Source organism: Novosphingobium sp. PY1 (assembly GCF_017312445.1).
Classification (GTDB): Bacteria; Pseudomonadota; Alphaproteobacteria; order Sphingomonadales; family Sphingomonadaceae; genus Novosphingobium.
This window is the reverse complement of sequence record NZ_BLTI01000008.1, coordinates 402295-422406: the sequence shown is the minus strand read 5'-3', so window position 1 is coordinate 422406 and position 20112 is coordinate 402295. Positions and strand designations below refer to the sequence as shown.

21 protein-coding genes and 1 other RNA gene are annotated in these 20112 nt (G+C 64.2%); 12 read left to right on the top strand and 10 right to left on the bottom strand.

Going from position 1 to position 20112, the window contains the following annotated elements; translation table 11 throughout:
- The first annotated feature begins 5 nt into the window (after positions 1-5).
- The 5 genes from J3474_RS13355 (at position 6) to mmsB (ending at position 4429) form a co-directional block, all read left to right on the top strand.
- The gene (locus tag J3474_RS13355; protein WP_041558931.1) at positions 6-440 is read left to right on the top strand and encodes a hypothetical protein; all 435 of its coding nucleotides are present in this window, start codon (positions 6-8) and stop codon (positions 438-440) included.
- 48 nt (positions 441-488) lie between these two features.
- Complete coding sequence (locus J3474_RS13350) at positions 489-1631, top strand: acyl-CoA dehydrogenase family protein (protein ID WP_207094514.1); 1143 nt, start codon at positions 489-491, stop codon at positions 1629-1631.
- Entirely contained in the window at positions 1631-2674 is a 1044-nt protein-coding gene (locus J3474_RS13345) for an enoyl-CoA hydratase/isomerase family protein (protein ID WP_013833223.1), read from the top strand. Before J3474_RS13350 ends, J3474_RS13345 begins: the two co-directional genes overlap by 1 nt.
- Entirely contained in the window at positions 2671-3453 is a 783-nt protein-coding gene (locus J3474_RS13340; protein ID WP_207094513.1) for an enoyl-CoA hydratase-related protein, read from the top strand. Before J3474_RS13345 ends, J3474_RS13340 begins: the two co-directional genes overlap by 4 nt.
- A 106-nt stretch (positions 3454-3559) precedes the next feature.
- Positions 3560-4429: a 3-hydroxyisobutyrate dehydrogenase gene (gene mmsB / locus J3474_RS13335; RefSeq protein ID WP_013833224.1), complete on the top strand. Its 870-nt coding sequence runs from the start codon at positions 3560-3562 to the stop codon at positions 4427-4429.
- A 6-nt stretch (positions 4430-4435) separates the two neighbouring features.
- On the opposite strand, the gene J3474_RS13330 is transcribed toward mmsB, so the two are convergent.
- From J3474_RS13330 to J3474_RS13310, 5 genes are read right to left on the bottom strand one after another with little or no spacing between them, the layout of a single operon-like run.
- Positions 4436-4630: a hypothetical protein gene (locus J3474_RS13330; protein WP_007011326.1), complete on the bottom strand. Its 195-nt coding sequence runs from the start codon at positions 4628-4630 to the stop codon at positions 4436-4438.
- 5 nt (positions 4631-4635) lie between these two features.
- Entirely contained in the window at positions 4636-5172 is a 537-nt protein-coding gene (locus J3474_RS13325; protein ID WP_207094512.1) for an NUDIX hydrolase, read from the bottom strand.
- Entirely contained in the window at positions 5169-5852 is a 684-nt protein-coding gene (locus tag J3474_RS13320; protein WP_207094511.1) for a TPM domain-containing protein, read from the bottom strand. The genes J3474_RS13325 and J3474_RS13320 overlap by 4 nt, the downstream gene beginning before the upstream one ends.
- Positions 5853-5863: 11 nt before the next feature.
- On the bottom strand, positions 5864-6640 hold the full coding sequence (locus J3474_RS13315) for a YgcG family protein (protein ID WP_013833227.1): 777 nt from the start codon (positions 6638-6640) through the stop codon (positions 5864-5866).
- Positions 6641-6689: 49 nt separating this feature from the next.
- Entirely contained in the window at positions 6690-7310 is a 621-nt protein-coding gene (locus J3474_RS13310; RefSeq protein WP_007011322.1) for a LemA family protein, read from the bottom strand.
- A 146-nt stretch (positions 7311-7456) separates the two neighbouring features.
- On the opposite strand from J3474_RS13310, the gene mscL reads away from it, so the two are divergent.
- Both mscL and ssrA read left to right on the top strand, forming a co-directional pair.
- A complete protein-coding gene (gene mscL, locus J3474_RS13305; RefSeq protein ID WP_041559361.1) occupies positions 7457-7900 on the top strand; it encodes a large conductance mechanosensitive channel protein MscL in 444 nt (147 codons plus the stop codon).
- Between the two features lie 33 nt (positions 7901-7933).
- Positions 7934-8316, top strand: a transfer-messenger RNA (tmRNA) gene (ssrA, locus tag J3474_RS13300).
- A 49-nt stretch (positions 8317-8365) separates the two neighbouring features.
- Here ssrA and J3474_RS13295 read toward each other — a convergent pair.
- Complete coding sequence (locus J3474_RS13295; RefSeq protein WP_013833230.1) at positions 8366-8650, bottom strand: hypothetical protein; 285 nt, start codon at positions 8648-8650, stop codon at positions 8366-8368.
- A 280-nt stretch (positions 8651-8930) separates the two neighbouring features.
- Between J3474_RS13295 and J3474_RS13290 the strand changes: the two genes are divergently transcribed.
- Positions 8931-11045 (top strand): malate synthase G, encoded by a 2115-nt coding sequence (locus J3474_RS13290; protein ID WP_207094509.1) that lies wholly within the window; start codon positions 8931-8933, stop codon positions 11043-11045.
- A gap of 67 nt (positions 11046-11112) precedes the next feature.
- Positions 11113-11595 carry a hypothetical protein gene (locus tag J3474_RS13285; protein ID WP_242528398.1) on the top strand — a complete coding sequence of 161 codons (483 nt, stop codon included), beginning with the start codon at positions 11113-11115 and terminating at the stop codon, positions 11593-11595.
- A gap of 93 nt (positions 11596-11688) precedes the next feature.
- Here J3474_RS13285 and rsmA read toward each other — a convergent pair whose 3' ends face one another.
- The 4 genes from rsmA to J3474_RS13265 all read right to left on the bottom strand — a co-directional run bounded on the left by rsmA (position 11689) and on the right by J3474_RS13265 (position 17410).
- Positions 11689-12510 carry a 16S rRNA (adenine(1518)-N(6)/adenine(1519)-N(6))-dimethyltransferase RsmA gene (gene rsmA / locus J3474_RS13280; RefSeq protein ID WP_013833233.1) on the bottom strand — a complete coding sequence of 274 codons (822 nt, stop codon included), beginning with the start codon at positions 12508-12510 and terminating at the stop codon, positions 11689-11691.
- Positions 12507-13511: a 4-hydroxythreonine-4-phosphate dehydrogenase PdxA gene (gene pdxA / locus J3474_RS13275; protein ID WP_207094507.1), complete on the bottom strand. Its 1005-nt coding sequence runs from the start codon at positions 13509-13511 to the stop codon at positions 12507-12509. The genes rsmA and pdxA overlap by 4 nt, the downstream gene beginning before the upstream one ends.
- Before the next feature lie 20 nt (positions 13512-13531).
- Entirely contained in the window at positions 13532-14890 is a 1359-nt protein-coding gene (locus J3474_RS13270; RefSeq protein WP_013833235.1) for a peptidylprolyl isomerase, read from the bottom strand.
- A gap of 240 nt (positions 14891-15130) precedes the next feature.
- On the bottom strand, positions 15131-17410 hold the full coding sequence (locus J3474_RS13265) for an LPS-assembly protein LptD (RefSeq protein WP_207094790.1): 2280 nt from the start codon (positions 17408-17410) through the stop codon (positions 15131-15133).
- A 107-nt stretch (positions 17411-17517) separates the two neighbouring features.
- Between J3474_RS13265 and J3474_RS13260 the strand changes: the two genes are divergently transcribed.
- The 3 genes from J3474_RS13260 to ndk all read left to right on the top strand — a co-directional run bounded on the left by J3474_RS13260 (position 17518) and on the right by ndk (position 19947).
- On the top strand, positions 17518-18981 hold the full coding sequence (locus J3474_RS13260) for a leucyl aminopeptidase (RefSeq protein ID WP_207094506.1): 1464 nt from the start codon (positions 17518-17520) through the stop codon (positions 18979-18981).
- Between the two features lie 24 nt (positions 18982-19005).
- Complete coding sequence (locus J3474_RS13255) at positions 19006-19443, top strand: DNA polymerase III subunit chi (RefSeq protein ID WP_207094505.1); 438 nt, start codon at positions 19006-19008, stop codon at positions 19441-19443.
- An 81-nt stretch (positions 19444-19524) separates the two neighbouring features.
- Positions 19525-19947: a nucleoside-diphosphate kinase gene (gene ndk, locus J3474_RS13250; protein ID WP_013833239.1), complete on the top strand. Its 423-nt coding sequence runs from the start codon at positions 19525-19527 to the stop codon at positions 19945-19947.
- The last annotated feature ends 165 nt before the right edge of the window (positions 19948-20112 follow it).

Below are 20112 nucleotides of genomic sequence, written 5' to 3'. Positions count from 1 at the left end.
TACCGATGAGCAAGACTTCCCTGATTTGCGCTGCCGCCCTTGCCATGGCACTGGCCGCCTGTTCCCAGGAGCAGCCGGCGCCGGCGCCAAGCGAGACGGCCACGCAGGTTGCAGTCGCGGAAGAGATGAAGATTCCCGAGGTGCTGCGCGGGCGCTGGGGTCTCGTGCCTGCCGATTGCACCAGCACGGCAGGGGATGCAAAGGGCCTGATGACCGTCGGCGAGGACAACCTCAAGTTCTACGAATCGGCCGCGGAACTGGGGCCCATCAAGGAAGTCGGCGACGACAGCATCAGCGCTTCCTATCAATTCACCGGAGAGGGCCAGAGCTGGATCCGCGAAGTGGCCTTGTCGACCCCCGATGGCGGCAAGACCCTCGTTCGCGAGGATACCGGACCGGACGCCTCACCCGAACCGCTTACCTACAAGAAATGCCCATGAGGGCAGCCCGGGTGAACCGGGCCCAGATGACGATACCGAGGGGCTGACATGACTGACCAGTTTGGGTTGACTGAGGATCAGGTCGCGATCCAGGAAACCGCGCGCAAGTTCACCGCCGACATGATCACGCCCTTCGCGGCGGAGTGGGACGAAAAGCACCACTATCCTGTCGACGTGTGGAAGGCGGCCGGTGAGCTTGGCTTCGGCGGCATCTACGTGTCGGAAGAAGGCGGCGGCATCGGTCTCGGCCGCCTCGACGCGGCTCTGATCATGGAAGCCATGGCCTATGGCTGCCCGGCGACTTCGGCCTACATCTCCATCCACAACATGTGTGCATGGATGGTCGACAGCTTCGCCGACCAGCAGCTCAAGGACCGCTACCTGCCCGATCTGGTGGCGATGGAGAAGATCTCCTCCTATTGCCTGACCGAGCCCGGGTCGGGGTCCGACGCTGCGGCTTTGAAGACTTCGGCGCGCCTCGACGGCGATCACTACGTCCTCAACGGCACAAAGCAGTTCATCTCGGGCGGCGGCGTCAATGACGTCTATCTTGTCATGGCGCGCACGAGCGATCACAAGTCCCGTGGGATTTCGTGCTTCCTCGTCGAGAAGGACACTCCGGGCGTTAGCTTCGGAGCGCCCGAAAAGAAGCTGGGCTGGAACGCTTCGCCTACCGCGCAGGTTGTCTTCGAGGATGCACGCATCCCGGCCGAGAACCGCGTGGGCGCTGAAGGCGATGGCTTCAAGTTCGCCATGGCCGGGCTCGACGGCGGGCGCCTGAACATCGGGGCCTGTTCGCTGGGCGGGGCGCAGCGCTGCCTCGACGAGGCGATCCAGTACGTTCAGGAGCGCAAGCAGTTCGACCAGTCAATTGGGGAGTTCCAGAATACCCAGTTCACGCTCGCACAGATGGCCGCCGATCTCGAGGCCGCCCGCGCGCTGCTCTACCTGGCGGCGGTGAAAGTCACGGCCAAGACGGCCGACAAGACGCGCTTTGCAGCCATGGCCAAGATGATCGCCAGCGATACCGGCTCTTCGGTCGTCGACCGCGCCTTGCAGCTATTCGGCGGCTACGGTTATCTCAAGGACTATCCCATCGAGCGCTTCTGGCGCGATCTTCGCGTGCATCGCATCCTGGAAGGCACCAATGAAGTGATGCGCATGATCATCGGACGGGACCTGCTCAAGTGATGACGGACGAACTGATTATCCGGCACGATGGCGTCGCCGGTCACATATCCCTCAATCGCCCCAAGGCGATCCATGCCCTGACGCTCGACATGTGCCGGGGCATGTCCTCGGCGCTGGCCGACTGGGCGGATGACGACAATATCGGCGCGATCATGATCGATCACAGCGAGGGCAGGGGCTTCTGCTCGGGCGGCGACATCAACCTGCTGCGCAAGTCGGCCCTCAACGACGGCGGCATTTCGGGGCGACGGTTCTTCTACGAGGAATACCAGCTCAACAACCAGATCTTCAGTTACGCCAAGCCGATCGTCGCCTTCATGGATGGCATCACGATGGGCGGGGGCGTGGGCATCTCGCAGCCGGCGCGCTTCCGCGTCGCGACCGAGAACACTCGCTTCGCCATGCCCGAGACCGGCATCGGCCTGTTCCCCGACGTGGGCGGGGGCTGGTTCCTCTCGCGCCTGGAAGGGCGCATTGGCCAGTTCCTCGCGGTGACCGGCGCGCGCCTGAAGGGCGAGGACTGCCTCTGGGCTGGCCTTGCCACCCACTATCTGCCCAGCGATGCGCTGGAAGAAGCCAAGCGCCGCATCGCCGCCGGGCACGAGATCGCCAATGTGCTCAGCGCTCTTTCGGTCTCGCCGCCGGCCTCTCAGCTTGCCGCCGACGAAGCCTTCATCCGCAAGCACTTCGCCTTCGATACCCTGGAAGAGATCCTGGCCTCGCTGGAAAGCGACGACAGCGAATGGGCGGCCAAGGAACTGGCCGCGCTCAGGACCAAGAGCCCGCAGTCCTGCAAGGTCTCGCTGCGCCAGTTGGCCGAATCGCTCAAGCTTTCGACCTTCACCCAGAACATGGCGATGGAATACCGCATCGGTTCGCGGGTCCTGACGCTGCCCGATTTTGCCGAAGGCGTGCGTGCGGTGATTGTCGACAAGGACAACGAGCCTAAATGGAACCCGGCGACGCCTGCCGGTGTGACCGAAGCGATGCTGGACGCGATCTTCGCGCCGCTCCCCACTGAAGAGGAATGGAAGCCTTTATGAGCTACGAAACGATCCTGGTCGAACAGAAGGGTGCAGTCACCCTGATCACGCTGAACCGCCCGAAGGCGCTCAATGCTCTCAACTCCCAGGTCCTGTCGGAGCTGATCGATGCTTTCGCCTCATACGAAGCCGATGCCTCGCAGCTGTGCGCGGTCATCACCGGTTCGGGCGACAAGGCATTCGCAGCAGGCGCCGACATCAAGGAGATGTCCGACAAGCCGAGCGCGGAGTTCTATTCGGAGGACTTCTTCGCCGGCTGGACGGCGCAGATCGTCAAGACTACCCGCAAGCCATGGATTGCGGCGGTCAATGGCTTCGCACTGGGCGGCGGCTGCGAACTGGCGATGATGGCAGACTTCATTATCGCGTCGGAAAACGCCAAGTTCGGCCAGCCCGAGATCAAGCTCGGCGTCGCGCCCGGCATGGGCGGATCGCAGCGCCTGACCCGCGCCGTGGGCAAGTCCAAGGCGATGGACATGTGCCTCACGGGGCGCATGATGGATGCCGCCGAAGCGGAGCGTTCGGGCCTTGTGAGCCAGGTGGTCCCCGCCGACCAGTTGCTCGACGTCGCTATGAAGTCGGCCCAGGTCATCGCCTCGATGCCGCCACTCGCCGCGATGATGAACAAGGAAATGGTCAATATCGCGTTCGAGACGACGCTCGATACCGGGCTCGTCATGGAACGCCGCATGTTCCAGGTCCTCACCGCGACCGAGGACAAGGCCGAAGGCATGGCCGCATTTGTCGAGAAGCGGCCGGGCGTCTGGAAGGGCAAGTAAGTCCGATCGGCCATTGGGAAAGAGGCGTGCGGACCAGCACTCTGGCTAGCTGTCCGCGCGGCCTTCCGGCGCTAGATGCCGGGACGTGCAGTTTTGGGAGCATGACATGAAGATCGCATTCATCGGCCTTGGCAACATGGGCGGCGGCATGGCCGCCAACCTCGTCAAGGCGGGCCACGAAGTCCACGCCTTCGACTTGTCCGAGGAGGCGCTGGCCAAGGCGGCAGAGCATGGCTGCGCGACCTATTCGGCGGTTCCCGAGGCCGTCGCCGGTGTCGATGCGGTCGTCACGATGCTTCCCAACGGCGCGATCGTGAAGGGCGTCTATACCAAGGACGTGATCGGCAAGGCCCCTGAAGGCGCACTGTTCCTCGACTGCTCGACGATCGATCTTGCCACTGCCCGCGAAGTCGCCGGCCTCGCCGAGGCGGCGGGCTACCAGATGGTCGATGCGCCGGTGTCGGGCGGTATCGCGGCCGCAAACGGCGGCACGCTCACGTTCATGGTCGGCGGCAGCGATGCAGCATTCGAGAAGGCGAAGACCGTTCTTGATCCGATGGCCAAGGCGGTGATCCATGCCGGTGCGATCGGCAGCGGGCAGGTTGCCAAGATGTGCAACAACATGCTGCTCGCGATCCACATGATCGGCACCTGCGAGGCGCTTGCCCTGGCCGAGAAGGCGGGGCTCGATCCGCAGAAGTTCTATGAGATCAGCTCGAAGTCGACGGGCTACAACTGGTCGCTCAATGACTATACCCCCGCGCCCGGCGTCGGGGCGACGAGTCCGGCCGACAACGGCTATCAGGGCGGCTTCGCTTCGGCCCTGATGCTCAAGGACCTGCGCCTTGCAATGGAAGGCGCACAGACCGCGGGGGCCAGCGTCCCCATGGGCGAGCACGCCAAGGCGATCTACGAGGCTTTCGTGGAAGCCGGAAACGGCGGCAAGGACTTCGGCGCCATTTTTACGACGCTTTGACCTGACTTATTTCGCCTGCCGCCGCTCGATTTCGAAACGCGGCAGGCGCATCCCCTTGGTGCGGCTGGTAAGGTGGAATTGCCGGCACAGTTCGCAGCGATAGGGGCGCAGTGGGAAGGGTGCCTTCTCTGCCACGCGCAGCGCTTCCTCCTCGTTGGAGTAGCGGGCCTTGCGCCGGCAAATGCCCAGGCGAGTGCGCACCGCGATCAGCCCAGCAGTTTCGGGCCGAGCAGCGAGAGGATCTTCACGTCGATGGCATAGCCATCCTCGCGATAAGCGGCGATGGCCTGTTCGATGCCCGGCAGCGGCACGCGGTGGACGACGATGTCCTCGCTGTCGACGCCGCCGCCTTCACCGACCTTGACCAGATCGTGCGCGCGAAACAGCGTGAAGCTTTCGCTCACCATGCCGGGTGACGAGAAGAACTCGCCGATCTTCTCCATGCGGCCCGCACGATAGCCGGTTTCCTCTTCCAGTTCGCGGGCAGCGGCAACGGAAGGATCTTCGCCCTCGTGTTCGTCATGATCGCCGACGAGACCGGCGGGAAGTTCGATGCAACGCCGGCCGAGGGGAACGCGGTACTGGTCGACGAGGATGACGTGATCGTCTTCGTCGACGGCCAGGATCACGGCCGCATGGATGCCGCGGGCGCGTCCGACGTATTCCCAGCGGCCGCGGCGCTTGGTGGTGATGAAGCGCCCCTCCCACATGATCTCTTCGGGGGCATCGGCATCTGCAGTCATACTTCGATCAGCCTGTCGGGGATTTCGTTTATGTCGTCATCGGCGCGGGGGAAGTGCGGGGCCACGATCGCGCCGACCTTCTCGACCGCTGCGCACATTCCCTCGGCAATGCGGCCCTCGCGCACATGGGAGAGCATCGCGCTCATCGCCTCGCCCCAGACTTCGGGATCGACCTTGGTGGCGATCGCTTCGTCGGCGACGATCTCGGCGCGGTGTTCGCGCATGGAGAGATAGATCAGCACGCCGGTACGACCCATTGTGCGGCGTTCCGCGCCGATCCGGAAAGCGCGGATTGCGCGTTCATGCACCCGCGCGGTCTTCACCGGCGGGGGGATCAGCCAGAACTTGAGCGGCTGCCAGAACTGGATGAGCAGGACCGCGGCGAACTTGAGCGTCGCAATCCCGGCCGCCAGCGTGAATAGCGCGCGCGGGCTCCATTGGTGGCCCCAGTCGGCGATGAGCCGGTCGTAGAGGCCGATGTAGAAATCGGGCGCGATCGCCAGCGCCGAAAGCGCGAGCAGTGCCGCGAGCGCAGCCCATGCCAGCGCGATGTCGGTATAGCCGTCGGAGCGGTCGGCCAGGATTGTCACGATCTCGCCGGCGCTCTGCAGTTCGGCCTGCGTCACGGCGGCGCTGATCTGGACGTGGTCCTGCTCGGAAAGGTAGGTGGGTGAGGGCATTTCTATCTCCGCTACCAGCTTCCGCTCGACCCGCCGCCGCCGAAGCTGCCGCCACCGCCGGAGAAACCTCCTCCGCCGCCGAAGCCGCCACCGCCGAAGCCACCGCCGCCGCCCCAGTGATCGTCGTCTCCGCCGAAGCCGCCCGGTAGCCAGATGAACGGCCCCATGCCGCTGCGCCGACGCCGTCCGAAGCCGCGCGCCTCGTTCGCCATCGGCATGACGATGACTGCCGTGACGACGATGATGAACACGATGACGCCGAGTGGAGGCCCGCCGCTGCTTTCGCGCTGCTCATCGGCCTGTGCGGCGATTTTCTGGGCTTCCTCGGGCGGAAGCGTGAGCTGCTTGATGATCGCGTCGGTGCCGGCCTCGATGCCGCCGGCCATGTCGCCGGCCTTGAACTTGGGCACGATCACCTTGTTGATGATGAGGAAGCTCATCCCGTCGGTCAGAACCGGCTCGAGCCCGTAGCCCACTTCGATGCGCAGCTTGCGTTCGTTGGGGGCAATGATGAGCAGGGCGCCGTTATCGTCGCCCTTCTGGCCGATGCCCCACTTGCGCCCGAGCTGGTAGCCATAATCGGCAATGTCGTATCCCTGCAGGCTAGGCAGGGTCACGACGACGAGTTGGCGCTGCGACTGCTTTTCCAGCGCGGCGAGCTTCTGCGTCAGCCGCGCTTCTTCGGCATCGGGAATGATCTGGGCGTCATCGACGACGCGGCCGGTCAGCTTGGGAAACTCCTGCGCCTCGCTCGCCTGTGGGACGAGCAGGGCGCTGAAGGCCAGCATGAGCGCGAGGGCGAGTGTCCGGGCGGTGAGCCGCAAGCGATTCACCGGATCACATCTTGCCTTCGAGGCTCGGGGCGACTTCGGCGCCCGGGGTTGCCGCCTGATAAGGCACCAGCGGATCCGCGCCGCGCAGCTTGGCGCCGATCATCGTCGGGAAGGTGCGGACCTCGGTGTTATAGTCCTGCACGGCCGCATTGTAGTCGCGCACGGAAATGCGGATGCGGTTTTCCTGGCCTTCCAGCTGGCTCTGCAGCATCTGGTAGTTGGTGATCGACTTGAGGTCCGGATAGGCCTCGAAGCTGGCGAGCAGCCGGCCCAGGTTCGCGCCGAGATTGGCCTGCGCCTGCTGGAACTGCTGCATCTTGGCCGGATCGTTGAGGTCGTCGGCATTGACCTGGATCGAGGTGGCCTTGGCGCGAGCCTCGACGACGCCTGTGAGGATCGCCTTCTCCTGCTCCGCGGCGCCCTTGGCGACGGCGGCGAGGTTCGGCACGAGATTCGCGCGCTCCTGGAACGCGGCCTGCACGTCGGCCCACTTGGCCTTCGCGGCCTCCTGTTTGGTCGGGACAGAGTTGAAGCCGCAGGCGGCCAGGCTCATCGCGGCAAGCGTCACGAGCGCATAGCGGCCGATGCGCGAGAGCATCCCGGCCGGGGTATTCGAAGCTGACATGGTGTTCCCTACTCCTCGCCGACCGCTGCGGAAGCGGTCATCACGGGGGGAATGTAGCGGTGCACAGTGGCGGTTCAAGGACTTGACCGGCGTAATGACCGGTTGCGATGACAGGATCCTGCGAAAACCGCACCGAGGAGGTCTGGATGTTTCAGGAATTCAAGAAATTCATCGCCAAGGGCAATGTCATGGACCTGGCGGTCGGCGTCATCATCGGCGCGGCCTTCGGTGCGATCGTCAAGTCGCTGACCGACGAGGTGATCATGCCGGTAATCGGGGCCATCTTCGGCGGTGCGGACTTCTCCAACCACTTCATCCTGCTCAGCACGCCCGACGGCTATGCGGGCGCGATGGACGATTATGCCGCGCTCAAGGAAGCCGGGGCGGCGATGATCGGTTATGGCGCCTTCGTCACTGCGGTGATCAATTTCCTGATCCTTGCCTTCATCATCTTCCTGATGGTTCGTTATGTGAACCGTCTGATGGAAGCAGTTGAAAAGAAAGAGGAAGAGGCGGCGCCTGCGCCCTCGGGTCCGAGCGAGATCGAACTGCTCACCGAAATTCGCGACGAATTGAAGAAGCGCGGCTGAATGGTGGGGAACTTCGCGTTTCCCGCAGCTTGCTCACTTCACATTCACGTTTGATCGCCTATATGGGTCATTGCCGGCTTCGGTCGGCTATGACGATAAATTGCGGCGTGCAATAGGCACAGCGGACCCGGGGGCGGTACCCGGCGGCTCCACCACCAACCTCGCCAAGGCGGCGTTGATGACGGGGCCGAACTAGGATCGACGTGTGTTGAAAAGCGGTGTTTTCGTCCGGGCTGAGTAACCCGTTCAAGGCTCAAAACTCATAAGTGCCAACGACAACGAAGCACTTGCTCTCGCCGCGTAATTCTAGGGCCTAACGGCCTGAAGTTACAAAGCTAGAACGCGGTTGGACCCACCGGTCAACAGAAGCGGATTCCAGGGGTTCGGGGTGTACCTGGCAACAGAAACACCCCACTTCATGCAGATCGGATCAGGAAATTGCCCAGGGCAGCGAGGCTCGCGTGGTCAGGCCGCCTCGCGTTGGTCTTCGGGCAGGGCGAGCGGCGGCGTAGCCTGCGCGGCTTCGCCCTCTCGCTGTGCCTTTTCGTATTTCAGGCAGTCGAGGATTTTCGCGCCGGCCATGAACACCGAACCGGTGCAGGCGAGGAACAGGAGTTTGCCGCCGAATCCGGGAAACCGGGTCAGGTATACGCTGCCGCGTTCGATCGCTCCCAGCGCAAGCGCATAGATGATCATGTACGCTTCCCAGCGTGTCTTGATCACGAAGAGGCGGGCGATTTTCCTGAACATTTCGATCCTCTTTTCTCGTTTACCTCTTAGCAACCTTTGTGCCAGTCCCCGGTTTCCGGTCCTTGCGATGGTTACCGGAATCTGAAGTGTAAGTGATTCCGACGCGATCCCCAAGGCTGGAAGCCGCTGGAGGCGCAGGGGTTGACACGATAGTCCCTGTTGCCAATCGCCGGCTCATGCGTCATAGGGCAGGGCATCCTTCCCCAGGACAGTCTTGGTAATCTACAATGATCGCACGGCGCATTGGTTTCGCGCGTGCGTCCAGGAAGTGTGAGGAAAGATGACGCAAAGGGTTGAACGTTCGGGCCTCCAGATCGACGCCGGATTGGCGGCTTTCGTCGAGGAGAAGGTCCTTGCGCCCATCGGGCAGGATACGGATGCGTTCTGGAGCGGCTTTGCGCAGCTGCTGGCGCGCTTTGCTCCACGCAATCGGGAACTGCTGGAAAAGCGCGACCACCTGCAGTCGCAGATCGATGCCTGGCACATGTCGCGCGCGGGCAGGCCGATCGAGCAGGGCGAATATCAGGCGTTCCTGCAGGACATCGGCTACCTCGTGCCCGAGCCGGAAGGCTTCTCGATCGGAACCCGGAACGTCGATCCCGAGATCGCGACGATGGCCGGGCCCCAGCTCGTCGTGCCCCTGCTCAACGCCCGCTTTCTGCTCAATGCCGCCAACGCGCGCTGGGGCAGCCTCTACGATGCGTTCTACGGCACCGATGCGCTCGACGCCGCGCCGGCGCAGGGCAAGGGCTACGACCCGGTTCGCGGCGCCGCCGTCATCGCCGAGGGGCGCAAGTTCCTCGACAAGGCGCTGCCGCTGGCATCGGGAAGCTGGGCCGACGTCGACAGCCTGGAAGTCACCCTCGCCGATCCGGACCAGTGCGTCGGCGAGACCCGCAAGGGCTGCCTGTTCAAGTCCAACGGCCTGCACATCGAGATCGTCGTCGATCCCTCGAGCCAGGTCGGCGCGACTGACAAGGCCGGCATTTCCGACATCGTTCTCGAAGCGGCGTTGACCACCATTGTCGACCTTGAAGATTCGGTCGCGGCCGTCGACGCCGAGGACAAGCTCCTTGCCTATTCGAACTGGCTCGGCGTGATCCGCGGCGACCTGGCCGACACTTTCGAGAAGGGCGGCCAGACGCTGACGCGCGAGCTGGCGGGTAACAAGGTCGTGACCGTCCCCACCGGCGAGGCGCAGGAACTTCCCGGCCGCAGCCTGCTGTTCGTGCGCAACGTCGGCCATCTGATGACCAACCCTGCGATTCTCCTGCCCGATGGCAGCGAGATCCCCGAGGGCGTCATGGACGCGGTAATCACCAGCGCGATTTCGGCGCAGGACGTCAAGGGCATGACCCGCTACGGCAACAGCCGCAAGGGCAGCATCTACATCGTCAAGCCGAAGATGCACGGTCCTGAAGAGTGCTCCTTTACCAATGACTTGTTCGACGCAGTTGAGGATTTGCTCCAGCTGCCGCGCAACACCGTCAAGGTGGGTGTCATGGACGAGGAGCGCCGCACTTCGGCCAACCTCGCCGCCTGCATCCACGCGGTGAAGGACCGCATCGTCTTCATCAACACCGGCTTCCTCGACCGCACCGGCGATGAGATCCACACCTCGATGCGGGCCGGTCCGATGATCCGCAAGAGCGCCATCAAGGGCTCGACCTGGATCGCCGCCTACGAGAAGCGCAACGTCGCCATCGGCCTCAGGCACGGTCTTTCGGGCGTCGCCCAGATCGGCAAGGGCATGTGGGCTGCGCCCGACATGATGCGCGACATGATGGAGCAGAAGGTCGGCCATCCCAGGACCGGTGCGAACACCGCATGGGTCCCGTCGCCCACCGCCGCGACGCTCCATGCGATGCACTATCACGAAGTCGATGTGTTCGGCCTGCGTGAAGGTATCGCCGCAGAGGAAATCCCGGGCCTCGACCTGCTGCTGCAGATTCCGCTGGCCGATGGCGCCAACTGGTCCGAGGACGAAGTGCGCGAGGAACTGGAGAACAACGCACAAGGGTTGCTCGGCTACGTCGTGCGCTGGATCGATCAGGGCGTCGGCTGCTCCAAGGTTCCCGACATCAATGACGTGGGCCTGATGGAGGACCGCGCCACCTTGCGCATTTCCAGCCAGCACATGGCCAACTGGCTGCTTCACGGCGTGTGCACCGAGGCGCAGGTCATGGACGCGCTGAAGCGGATGGCTGAAAAGGTCGATGCCCAGAACGCCGGCGATCCGCTCTATGAACCGATGGCGGGCAACTGGGACACCAGCCTTGCCTTCAAGGCAGCCTGCGATCTCGTCTTCAAGGGTGTCGAGCAGCCCAGCGGCTATACCGAACCGCTGCTGCATGCCTGGCGCCTGAAGAAGAAATCGGCTCTGGTGACTGCCTAGATCGCCTTAGCGAAATCCTAAGCGATTCCCCCCATCCTGCCTGATGGTGCAAGATGGGGGGAGGATCATGTTCTTCCGCAAGGAACGAGTGCAGGGTCGAGAGCCCGCCGCATTGATGGTGCGTGTCCGCGTCAACGATCGCGATTGCGATGCGATGGTGGGCAACGCCTCTTCGCGCGGCCTCATGGCGATGATGGCCGACCCGCCGGCCAAGGGCGGGAGGGTCAAGATCGAGATCGGCGATCATTTGCTGGCAGGCCGCGTCCGCTGGTCGCATGGCGACCGCTGCGGCATCGCACTCAAGGAAGAAGTCCGGGTGCCCGACCTCGTGCAGGGCATGGCGGTTCCGGTATCGCGGATGACGGAGCGGGATGTCATCGGCATTTCTGCAGGGCCGCGCTGGAAGTCCTTCGGCAAGTCGCGCGCCGTCCGTCTGATCCTGCTAGCAGCGCTGCTGGGCGGCAGCACCTTCGTGATCGCGCGGTTGGGCAGCGGCGAAGCGGCAAGCGACACCACCGACCTCGCACTCTCCACCCGCGACTGGGACTAGGCGGCTCTCGCCTGCCGGTTTCGATGCCCTTCCAATCGTGATCTCGGATCGAGTCCGGGATGACGGCCGACCGACAATGGCAAGTCTGGCGAGCTAAGGCGTCAATTCGCGGGCAATGGCCACGAATTCGGTCACGCTGAGAGTTTCGGCGCGGCGCTGCACATCGATCCCGAGCCTGTCCAGCGCCGCCAGTGCCCCGGGCAAGCCCTTGAGGCTCTGGCGCAGCATCTTGCGGCGCTGGCCGAAGGCCGCTTCGGTCACGCGCTCCAGCACGCGCATCGAAACACCTTCGGGAGCGGTGCCCGGCGTAACGTGGACGATGGCCGACATGACCTTGGGAGGCGGGGTGAAGGCGCTGCGGTGCACCTTCATTGCCAGCTTCGCCTTCGACCGCCACTGCGCCAGAACGGCGAGGCGGCCATAGGCGGAGGTATTGGCTTCGGCAACGATACGGCGCGCGACTTCTTCCTGGAACATCAGCGTCAGCGACTGCCACTGCGGCGGCCATTCCTCGCCGGAAAGCCAGCCGGTGAACAGCGCGGTGCCGACATTGTAAGGGAGGTTCGCAACTATGTGATAGGGGCCGTCGAACAGGCTGGCAGGGGCGATCTTCATCGCATCGCCCTCGATGACCTTGAGCTTGCCCGGGAAGGCCTGCTCGACTTCGGCCAACGCAGGAAGGCAGCGGCGGTCCATCTCGATCGCGGTGACCTGCGCCCCGGCCCGCAGAAGTGCGCGGGTCAGGCCGCCCGGGCCGGGGCCGACTTCAAGGACGTTGTGGCCTTCAAGCGCGCCGGGAATGGCAGCGATGCGGTCGAGCAGCTGCTCGTCGAACAGGAAGTTCTGGCCCAATGCCTTGGAGGCGGAGAGGCCGTGCCTGGCGATGACTTCGCGCAAGGGAGGCAGGGTGGTCATGCCGCGCGCCTCGCCGCACATTCGCCGGCCATGCGGATCGCCGCGATCATCGCACCCGCACTGGCGGTGTTGTCTCCGGCAATGGCAAAGGCCGTGCCGTGATCGGGCGAGGTGCGGATGATCGGCAGGCCGAGCGTGACGTTGACGCCCTGGTCGAAGTCGAGCGTCTTGATCGGGATCAGTGCCTGGTCGTGGTACATGCACAAGGCCACGTCATAGCCACCGCGTTCGTGTGCGGCGAAGAGCGCGTCGGCCGGGTGGGGGCCGGTTACGGCGAGCCCCGCGGCCTTGAGCGTCTCTATGGCGGGGCGGATGATCCGCTGCTCTTCGTCGCCCATGCGGCCGTCTTCCCCTGCGTGGGGATTGAGGCCGGTGATCGCCAGGCGAGGGCGGGCAAGGCCGAAATCGCGGGCCAGTGAGCTGGCCACGATCCGGGCGCGGTGTACGATCAGCTCCTGCGTCAGCAGGGCGGGAACCTGCGAGAGGGCGGTATGGACGGTAAGCGGCACCGTGCGCAGCGACGGACCGGCGAGCATCATCACCGCGTCCTCATGCGGCAGGCTGCAAGCATCGGCGAGAAATTCGGTCTGTCCGGGCTGTGTGAAGCCGACTTCGGCCAGCTTCGACTTGGCGATCGGGCCGGTCACGACGCCGCCTGCTTTGCCCGAACGGGCGAGCGCGGTCGCCGCCCCCAGCGAATGGAGGGCGAGGCGCGCGCCCGCCATGTCGGGCGAGCCGAAGGTCGGCTTGCAGTCTTCATCGCCCAGAACCGGCAGGCCGAGGGCGAATGCCGCATCGGCCTGCGAAGGTTCTGCGATGCGTGACACGGGCAAGTCGATGCCGCGCGTGCGTGCAGCGGCCGCCAGCACTTCGGCTCCGCCGACGACGAAGAACGGGGCGAGGCCCGCGGTCTCGCGCCTGATCCAGGCTTCGGCGATCAGCTCGGGGCCGATGCCGGCAGGGTCGCCCAGCGATATCGCGAGCGGGGCCGCAAGGGCCATGTCAGCCGCTCCGTTGCAGGTCAGTTGTACTCGATGATCGCGTCACGCCGAAGGTCGCGCAGGTACATCTGCGCGCGCTTGTTGATGCGCTCGTCTTCCATCTGCGACATGAGCTGGTCGAAGCTTGGGCCGCTGTCGACCTGCGGATCGTCGCGGCCGCAAAGCATGAGGATTCGCACGCCGTCCTCGACCGACCCGAAGGGCGGCAGCGTTTCGCCGGGCGAAAGCTGGAGAATGGCGTTCTGAATCGGTCCGGGCAGGTCGCGGGCGCGCACCTGGTCGTTGGCGACGACCTGAGCGCCGACCCCGGCGGCGACCTTGTCGACATCGCCGCAGCCCTTGGCCGCGCTGATCGCCTTGGCAAAGGCCTCGGCCTTCGCGCCGGCCTGCGCTTCGCTGATGCCCTTGGGGAAGTCCATCGAGATCTGCTTGAGCGCGAGAACCGCGTCACGCGGGTCCGCGGTCAGGACCTGGCGCTTGTCGATCAGGTAGATGATCGAGAAACCGCCGGGCACCTCGATCGGGCCGACCAGCTGGCCGGTCTGCATCTCGCGGGCGGCAGCAGCGAGCGGGTTGGGCAGCTGGGCAAGGCGAATCCAGCCCAGGTCGCCGCCGACTGCCGCAGTCGAAGCCTGCGAGTACTGGCGGGCGTAAGCGACGAAGCTGCCGCCTTCGCGCAGCTGCTGCACGATCTGCATCGCGTTCTGGGCGACCTGGTCGTGCGATTCGGGCGTCGCTGCGAGGTAGATTTCGCCGAGCCGGTATTCTTCGGTGCCCTTCGAGGCCTTCAGCCGGTCGAGCACTTCGTTCACTTCGTCCTCGGAGATGTTGATGAACGGCGCGACGTTGCGCTGGAGCAGGCGCTGCCAGGACAGCTCGCCGCGGATCTGGCGCTTGAGCGATTCCGGCGAAGAGCCGATGCGCTTGAGATAGGCATCCATCGCATCGGTGTTCTGGTTGAAGTTCTGCGCGGCGACGCGTGCATAGGACTGGTCGATCTCGGCCTGCGCGATGTCGATATCCGAAGCCTTGGCCTCCTGGATCTGCAGGGTTTCATCGATCAGGTTGCGCAGTACCTGTAGGCGCAGGCGCTTCTTTTCCTCGTCGCTAACCTTGCCCTGGTTGGCGGCGAGAACGAGCGCGAGACGCTGGTCGACGTCGGTCCCCGTGATCACCGAGCCGTTCACCACCGCAGTCGCGCGGCGCATGTTGGGATTGTCGTTCCCGAACATCTTCACGTCATCGGGAATGACGATCTGGCCTTGCGGTGCCGACTGAGCATTGGCCGCAGAGGCGGCGAGACTTCCCGAGATGACGATGGCAGCGCCGATCGAACGGAGCGCCTGCTTGATGAACTTGCTGCGATTGATTGCTTGCACCGTAATCTCAATCCCGTTTTCGACCGGACCTAACCGGATGTGTTCCGGGGGCAGGGACAGGTGTCGCACGTGCCCGCCGCACCAGAATTTGCTCCTGCCGTGCTGCGGCTTAACCGAATATGAGCCAACCCGATAGCGGCTTTGCTCGGGCCTGCCAACGCCTGTACACCCGCAATTCAGAGGAATTCCCCGTAGTTCCGCTTAGGGACGTCTTCCCCGACGGGCAAGGGCAGGTCTGCTTCATCGAAAGCCGATGTTCTTGAGGCTGAAGCGAAGCTGGAAGGAGTTGCCCCTCCGGGCGTCGCCGGTGGCCTCGTAGTCGCGGCGCCAGGTGAAGGCGATCTGCATGCAGTCGTCCTCGTAGGCGGCGCCAAGGCGGGTACGCAGGGGCTGGAAGCCGTTGGACCCGTAGATCGGGTCTTCCGATCGATCGGTCAGGTTGACGACTGCGGAGCCGAACACCGACCAGTAGTTGGCAAAGGCGACGCGCCCCGCTGCGCGCACTTCCTCGCGATCCTGAAGATCCTCGATGTCGCTGGATATGTCGCGGTTGAGCTTGGTGTAGCCCAGTTCGAGATAAGTCTCGTTGTTGCCCACCACCGCATCGAACTCGTTGCGGCGAACCGCGAGGCTGTCCTTGTCGACGCGAAAGCGGTGGATCACCTTGAGGAAGTTGCGGTAGCGCACTTCGGTGCGGCCGACGATGTCCGAAGTCTTGTTGGTCAGGCCGGTGCCATCGGGCAGCAGGGTCGGCTTGTTGCTCAGGCGGATCGACTGGCCGACCGTCGAACTGATCCGCCAGCGCGGCATTTCGAACTGCCAGTCGAGGCCGTAAGTGAAGCGCACGCTGTCTTCGATCCGGTCGTAGCCGGGAAAACGGTTGAGCGAGAACAGGTTGCTGTCTTCCAGCTCGATCGCTCGCGCATCTTCGTTGGGGATCGAGAGGTTCTTCACCTTCGGCGTGGCGACGAGCTGCACGCGCGGGGTGAGGACCTGCGTTCCGCCAAAGACCTTGCCGACCAGCGGCCATTTCACGTCGAGCGCGGCGGTGGCGATACCTCGGGTCTGCCAACCCGGATCGCCGCGATAGATCGCGGTGCTTGTCTTGTCGTTCTCGTCCGAGTGGTAGACGTCGCCGCGCGCGAGGCCGGTCAGCGTGACTTCCTGACCCATCGAAGTCAGCTTGCGCAGCGACCACTGCGCGCTGGCGAAGGCGCGCTGGGTGTCCTGGCCGTTGGTGCGGGTGATGCCCAGGGTGTTGATCTGGGTCTCGAACTTGCCGCCCAGAACGGGATCGTCGAAGCGCCGGCGATAATCGAGGACGGGGAAGGCGACGGGGATCTGTCCCTGGTCGCGGCTCGACTGCATGGTTTGCGTCGCATATCCCGCGAAGGAGAGATAGCTGTCCTGATCGATCCGCTCCACGTTGACGATGGAGCGCAGACGGTCGTCACGGCTGATATCGTAGCGGCGCAGGAAAGTGCGGTCGCTCGCGCGCCTGATCGAAGCTGTGACGCTCCAGTTATCGTCGAGCTGAAACCTGCCGTTGGCAAAGATGTAGCCGCGAAAGGCGCTTTCGCCCTCGGTGCCTACTGTCGTTCCGATGATAGGTATCCGGTTGCTGGACGTGGCATAACCGGTGATCTGGTAGGCGCCGCTCTCGGTAAGGGCGCGATACTCGATCGAGGCCATCGGCGCGGCCTTGGTATAGGCATAGGCCGTCGCGGTGAGGTCGCGGTTCTCGGAGATCTTCCAGTAGTACGATTCGCTGATCTCGACGCCGTTCGAGGGCGAAAGGCGGAAATCGGGGACAAGGAAGCCGGAGACGGCCTGGCCATTGGTGCTGACGGTCAGGCCAAGCAGGGGCAGCTGGACTGCGCCGAACAGTTCGAGACGCGCATCGTTGAAGCGGATGCGCTGGCGGTCCTCGGAGTAGATCACCTGCTTGGCGACGATGCGCCAGCTGGGCTTCCTGGGGCAGCCGTCGCTGCCCACGACGTCGCAGCCGGTGTAGGCGGCCTTGTTGAGAATGACGTCGCCATTGGGCAGGCGCTCACCATCTGCCGCGGCGAGCCGGCCGCCTTCGCGCATGGCAAGCAGCAGGTTCTGCATGGCACCGGTCTTGAGTTCGTCGGTCAACTCGATGCGGTCGGTATAGAGTTGGTTGCCGTCCTGATCCACGAGGCGGACATTCCCGCTCGCGACGATCTGCCCGGATTGGCGGTTCCAGGTGACCGTATCGGCGCGGACCGATTGCTGCTCGCGTCGCAACACGACATTGCCGCTGGCGGTCACCGAATCCGCGTTCTGGTCGTACTCTACCGTATCGGCCTCGAAGGCGATCGGAAGCTTTTCTTCGGTACTGGCCGGCGCCACGGCATCGGCTGCCGTTGCCGCATCCTGTGCATATGCCCCTGGGGCAAGCGTGAACGTGGCGATTCCTGCGGCGAGGATGCCCAGCGAAACGGGACGCAAGCGGCGATGACTGGCTTGCTGCGGTATCTGCGCGGCGGGGAGCATCACTTGCCTATCGCATCGCCGGTGCCTAACTGCAATCCAGTGATGCGGTGAACCGCACAAGTTGTGAAACCAACGGCGCCATCGCATGAGAAAATTCAGGAGAATCCATGAATATCCAGTTCCTCGATGCGGCTACTCCCAGTGATGAACGCCTCGTGGCCCGCCTCGTCAACCAAGATGCGATGCCTGCCGATCTCGAACCGGTGCTTGCAGAGGGAGCGAAGCAGTCGCGTTTCACCGGCAAGCCCGGGCAGGTCTTCGAAGGTTTCGTGGAGCGTGACGGCAAGGTCGTGCGTGTTGTGCTGGCGGGCATTGGCGCCGCGTCGGCCAAGGATCGCCGCGCTGCCATCGAAAAGGCCGGTGCGGCCGTCGTTGCCAAGTACCTGACCAGTGGCGAGACCGCACTGGCGCTCGATGTAACCGGGGCAGGGCTCTCCGCCGAGGAAACTTCTGGCGCGCTGCTCGGCGCGGTGCTGCGTTCCTGGCGTCATGACGTCTATCGCACCAAGCTGTCCGACGAAGCGAAGCCCACTCTGGCAGCGATCTCGGTGATCGGCGCTCCCGATGGCACTGCTGCCAACTGGGACGTGGAAACCGCCGTGGCGGACGGCGTTGCCTTCACCCGCGAACTGGTGACCGAGCCTGCCAACACGATCTATCCGGAAAGCTTCGTTGCCCGCTGCGAAAAGCGCATGGCCGGCACCGGGATCAAGATCCGCGTGCTCGACGACAAGGAAATGGCCGAGCTTGGCATGGGTTCGCTGCTCGGAGTGGCGCAGGGCTCTGTTCGCCCCGCGCGCCTGCTGGTGATGGAATGGATGGGCGGCGCCAAGGGCGACAAGCCCGTCGCCTTCGTCGGCAAGGGCGTGACCTTCGATACCGGCGGTATCAGCATCAAGCCTGCGGCCGGCATGGAAGACATGAAGTGGGACATGGGCGGAGCAGGCGCGGTTGCGGGCACCATGCTCGCACTCGCGCTGCGCAAGGCCAGGGCCAATGTCGTGGGTATCTGCGGCCTTGTCGAGAACATGCCAGACGGCAATGCCCAGCGCCCCGGCGACGTGGTCACTTCGCTTTCGGGCCAGACCATCGAAGTCATCAACACCGACGCCGAAGGTCGCCTCGTGCTGTGCGATGCGCTGACCTGGGTGCAGCGTGAGTACAGCCCGGCCAGGATCGTCGATCTTGCCACGCTGACCGGCGCGATCATCCTCTCGCTGGCTCATGAGTATGCGGGCCTGTTCTCCAACAACGACGAGCTTGCCGCCGAGCTGACCGCAGCCGGCGATGCCTCGGGCGACCGCCTGTGGCGCATGCCGATGGGCCCCAGCTACGACAAGATGCTCGACAGCCAGATCGCCGACATGAAGAACGTCGGCCCGCGCTTCGGCGGCTCGATCACTGCGGCGCAGTTCCTCAAGCGCTTCATCGAGAACGATACGCCCTGGGCACACCTCGACATTGCCGGTACCGTCTGGACCGACAAGCCCGGCGCGACCTGGGACAAGGGTGCGACCGGCTACGGTGTGCGCCTGCTCGACCGATTCGTTCGCGACACGCTCGAAGCCTGATAGGCAAGGGGAGGGAGGCGGCCGATGCGGGTCGATTTCTACCAGCTCAGCCGCGATCCAGCCGAAGTCGCACTGCCGCTGATCGCGGGCAAGGTCATCGGGTCGGGCGAGCGCCTCCTGGTGGTCTCCGCTGACGGCGAGCAGCGCAAGCGGATCCGGCAGGCCCTGTGGTCTGCCGCGCCCGACACGTTCCTTGCCAATGGCGAGGTTGGCGATGGACAGGAGGAACGCCAGCCGATCCTCCTGTCCGATGCGCCGCAACCGGCTAACGGGGCGAAGTTCATGGCCATCGCCGACGGGCAGTGGCGTGAAGGCAGCGAACCGTTTGCGCGCACCTTCTACCTCTTCGACGAATCGACGGTTCAGCAGGCCCGCGGCGTCTGGCGCGAACTGCGCTCTCGCGAAGGCGTGGAGCACTATTACTGGAAGCAGGAAGGCGGCCGCTGGGTCCAGGCCGGATAAAGGCGTGCTTGCGGCGCAACCGAAACCCCGCTAGGGGCGCGCGCAACTTTCCCAAATACCATACTTCGCAAGGAACCAGACATGGCGGTTACCCGCACCTTTTCGATCATCAAGCCCGATGCCACCCGTCGCAACCTGACCGGCGGCGTCACCAAGATGCTGGAAGAAGCGGGCCTGCGCGTCGTCGCTTCCAAGCGCATCCAGATGACCCAGGAACAGGCCGAGGGCTTCTACGCCGTCCACAAGGAACGCCCGTTCTTCAACGACCTCGTCTCGTTCATGATCTCGGGCCCGGTCGTGGTCCAGGTCCTCGAGGGTGAAGATGCCGTGAAGCGCAACCGCGACGTCATGGGCGCCACCAACCCGGCCGATGCCGCCGAAGGCACCATCCGCAAGACCTACGCCGAATCGATCGAAGCCAACTCGGTCCACGGTTCGGATTCGGATGAGAACGCCGCGATCGAGATCGCCTACTTCTTCAAGCCGGAAGAGATCGTCGGCTGATCGACGGTTAATTCTTCGCAAGATGGATGAAGGCCGCCCAATTGGGCGGCCTTTTTCTTTGCGGCACGTCCTGTCGTTCGGTTAATCAAGTGTTAGCTAATTGAATTCGAATTGTAGGAGGTTTGCTTTGATCGGCAGGACATTCATCATTGTAGCCGGCGCATC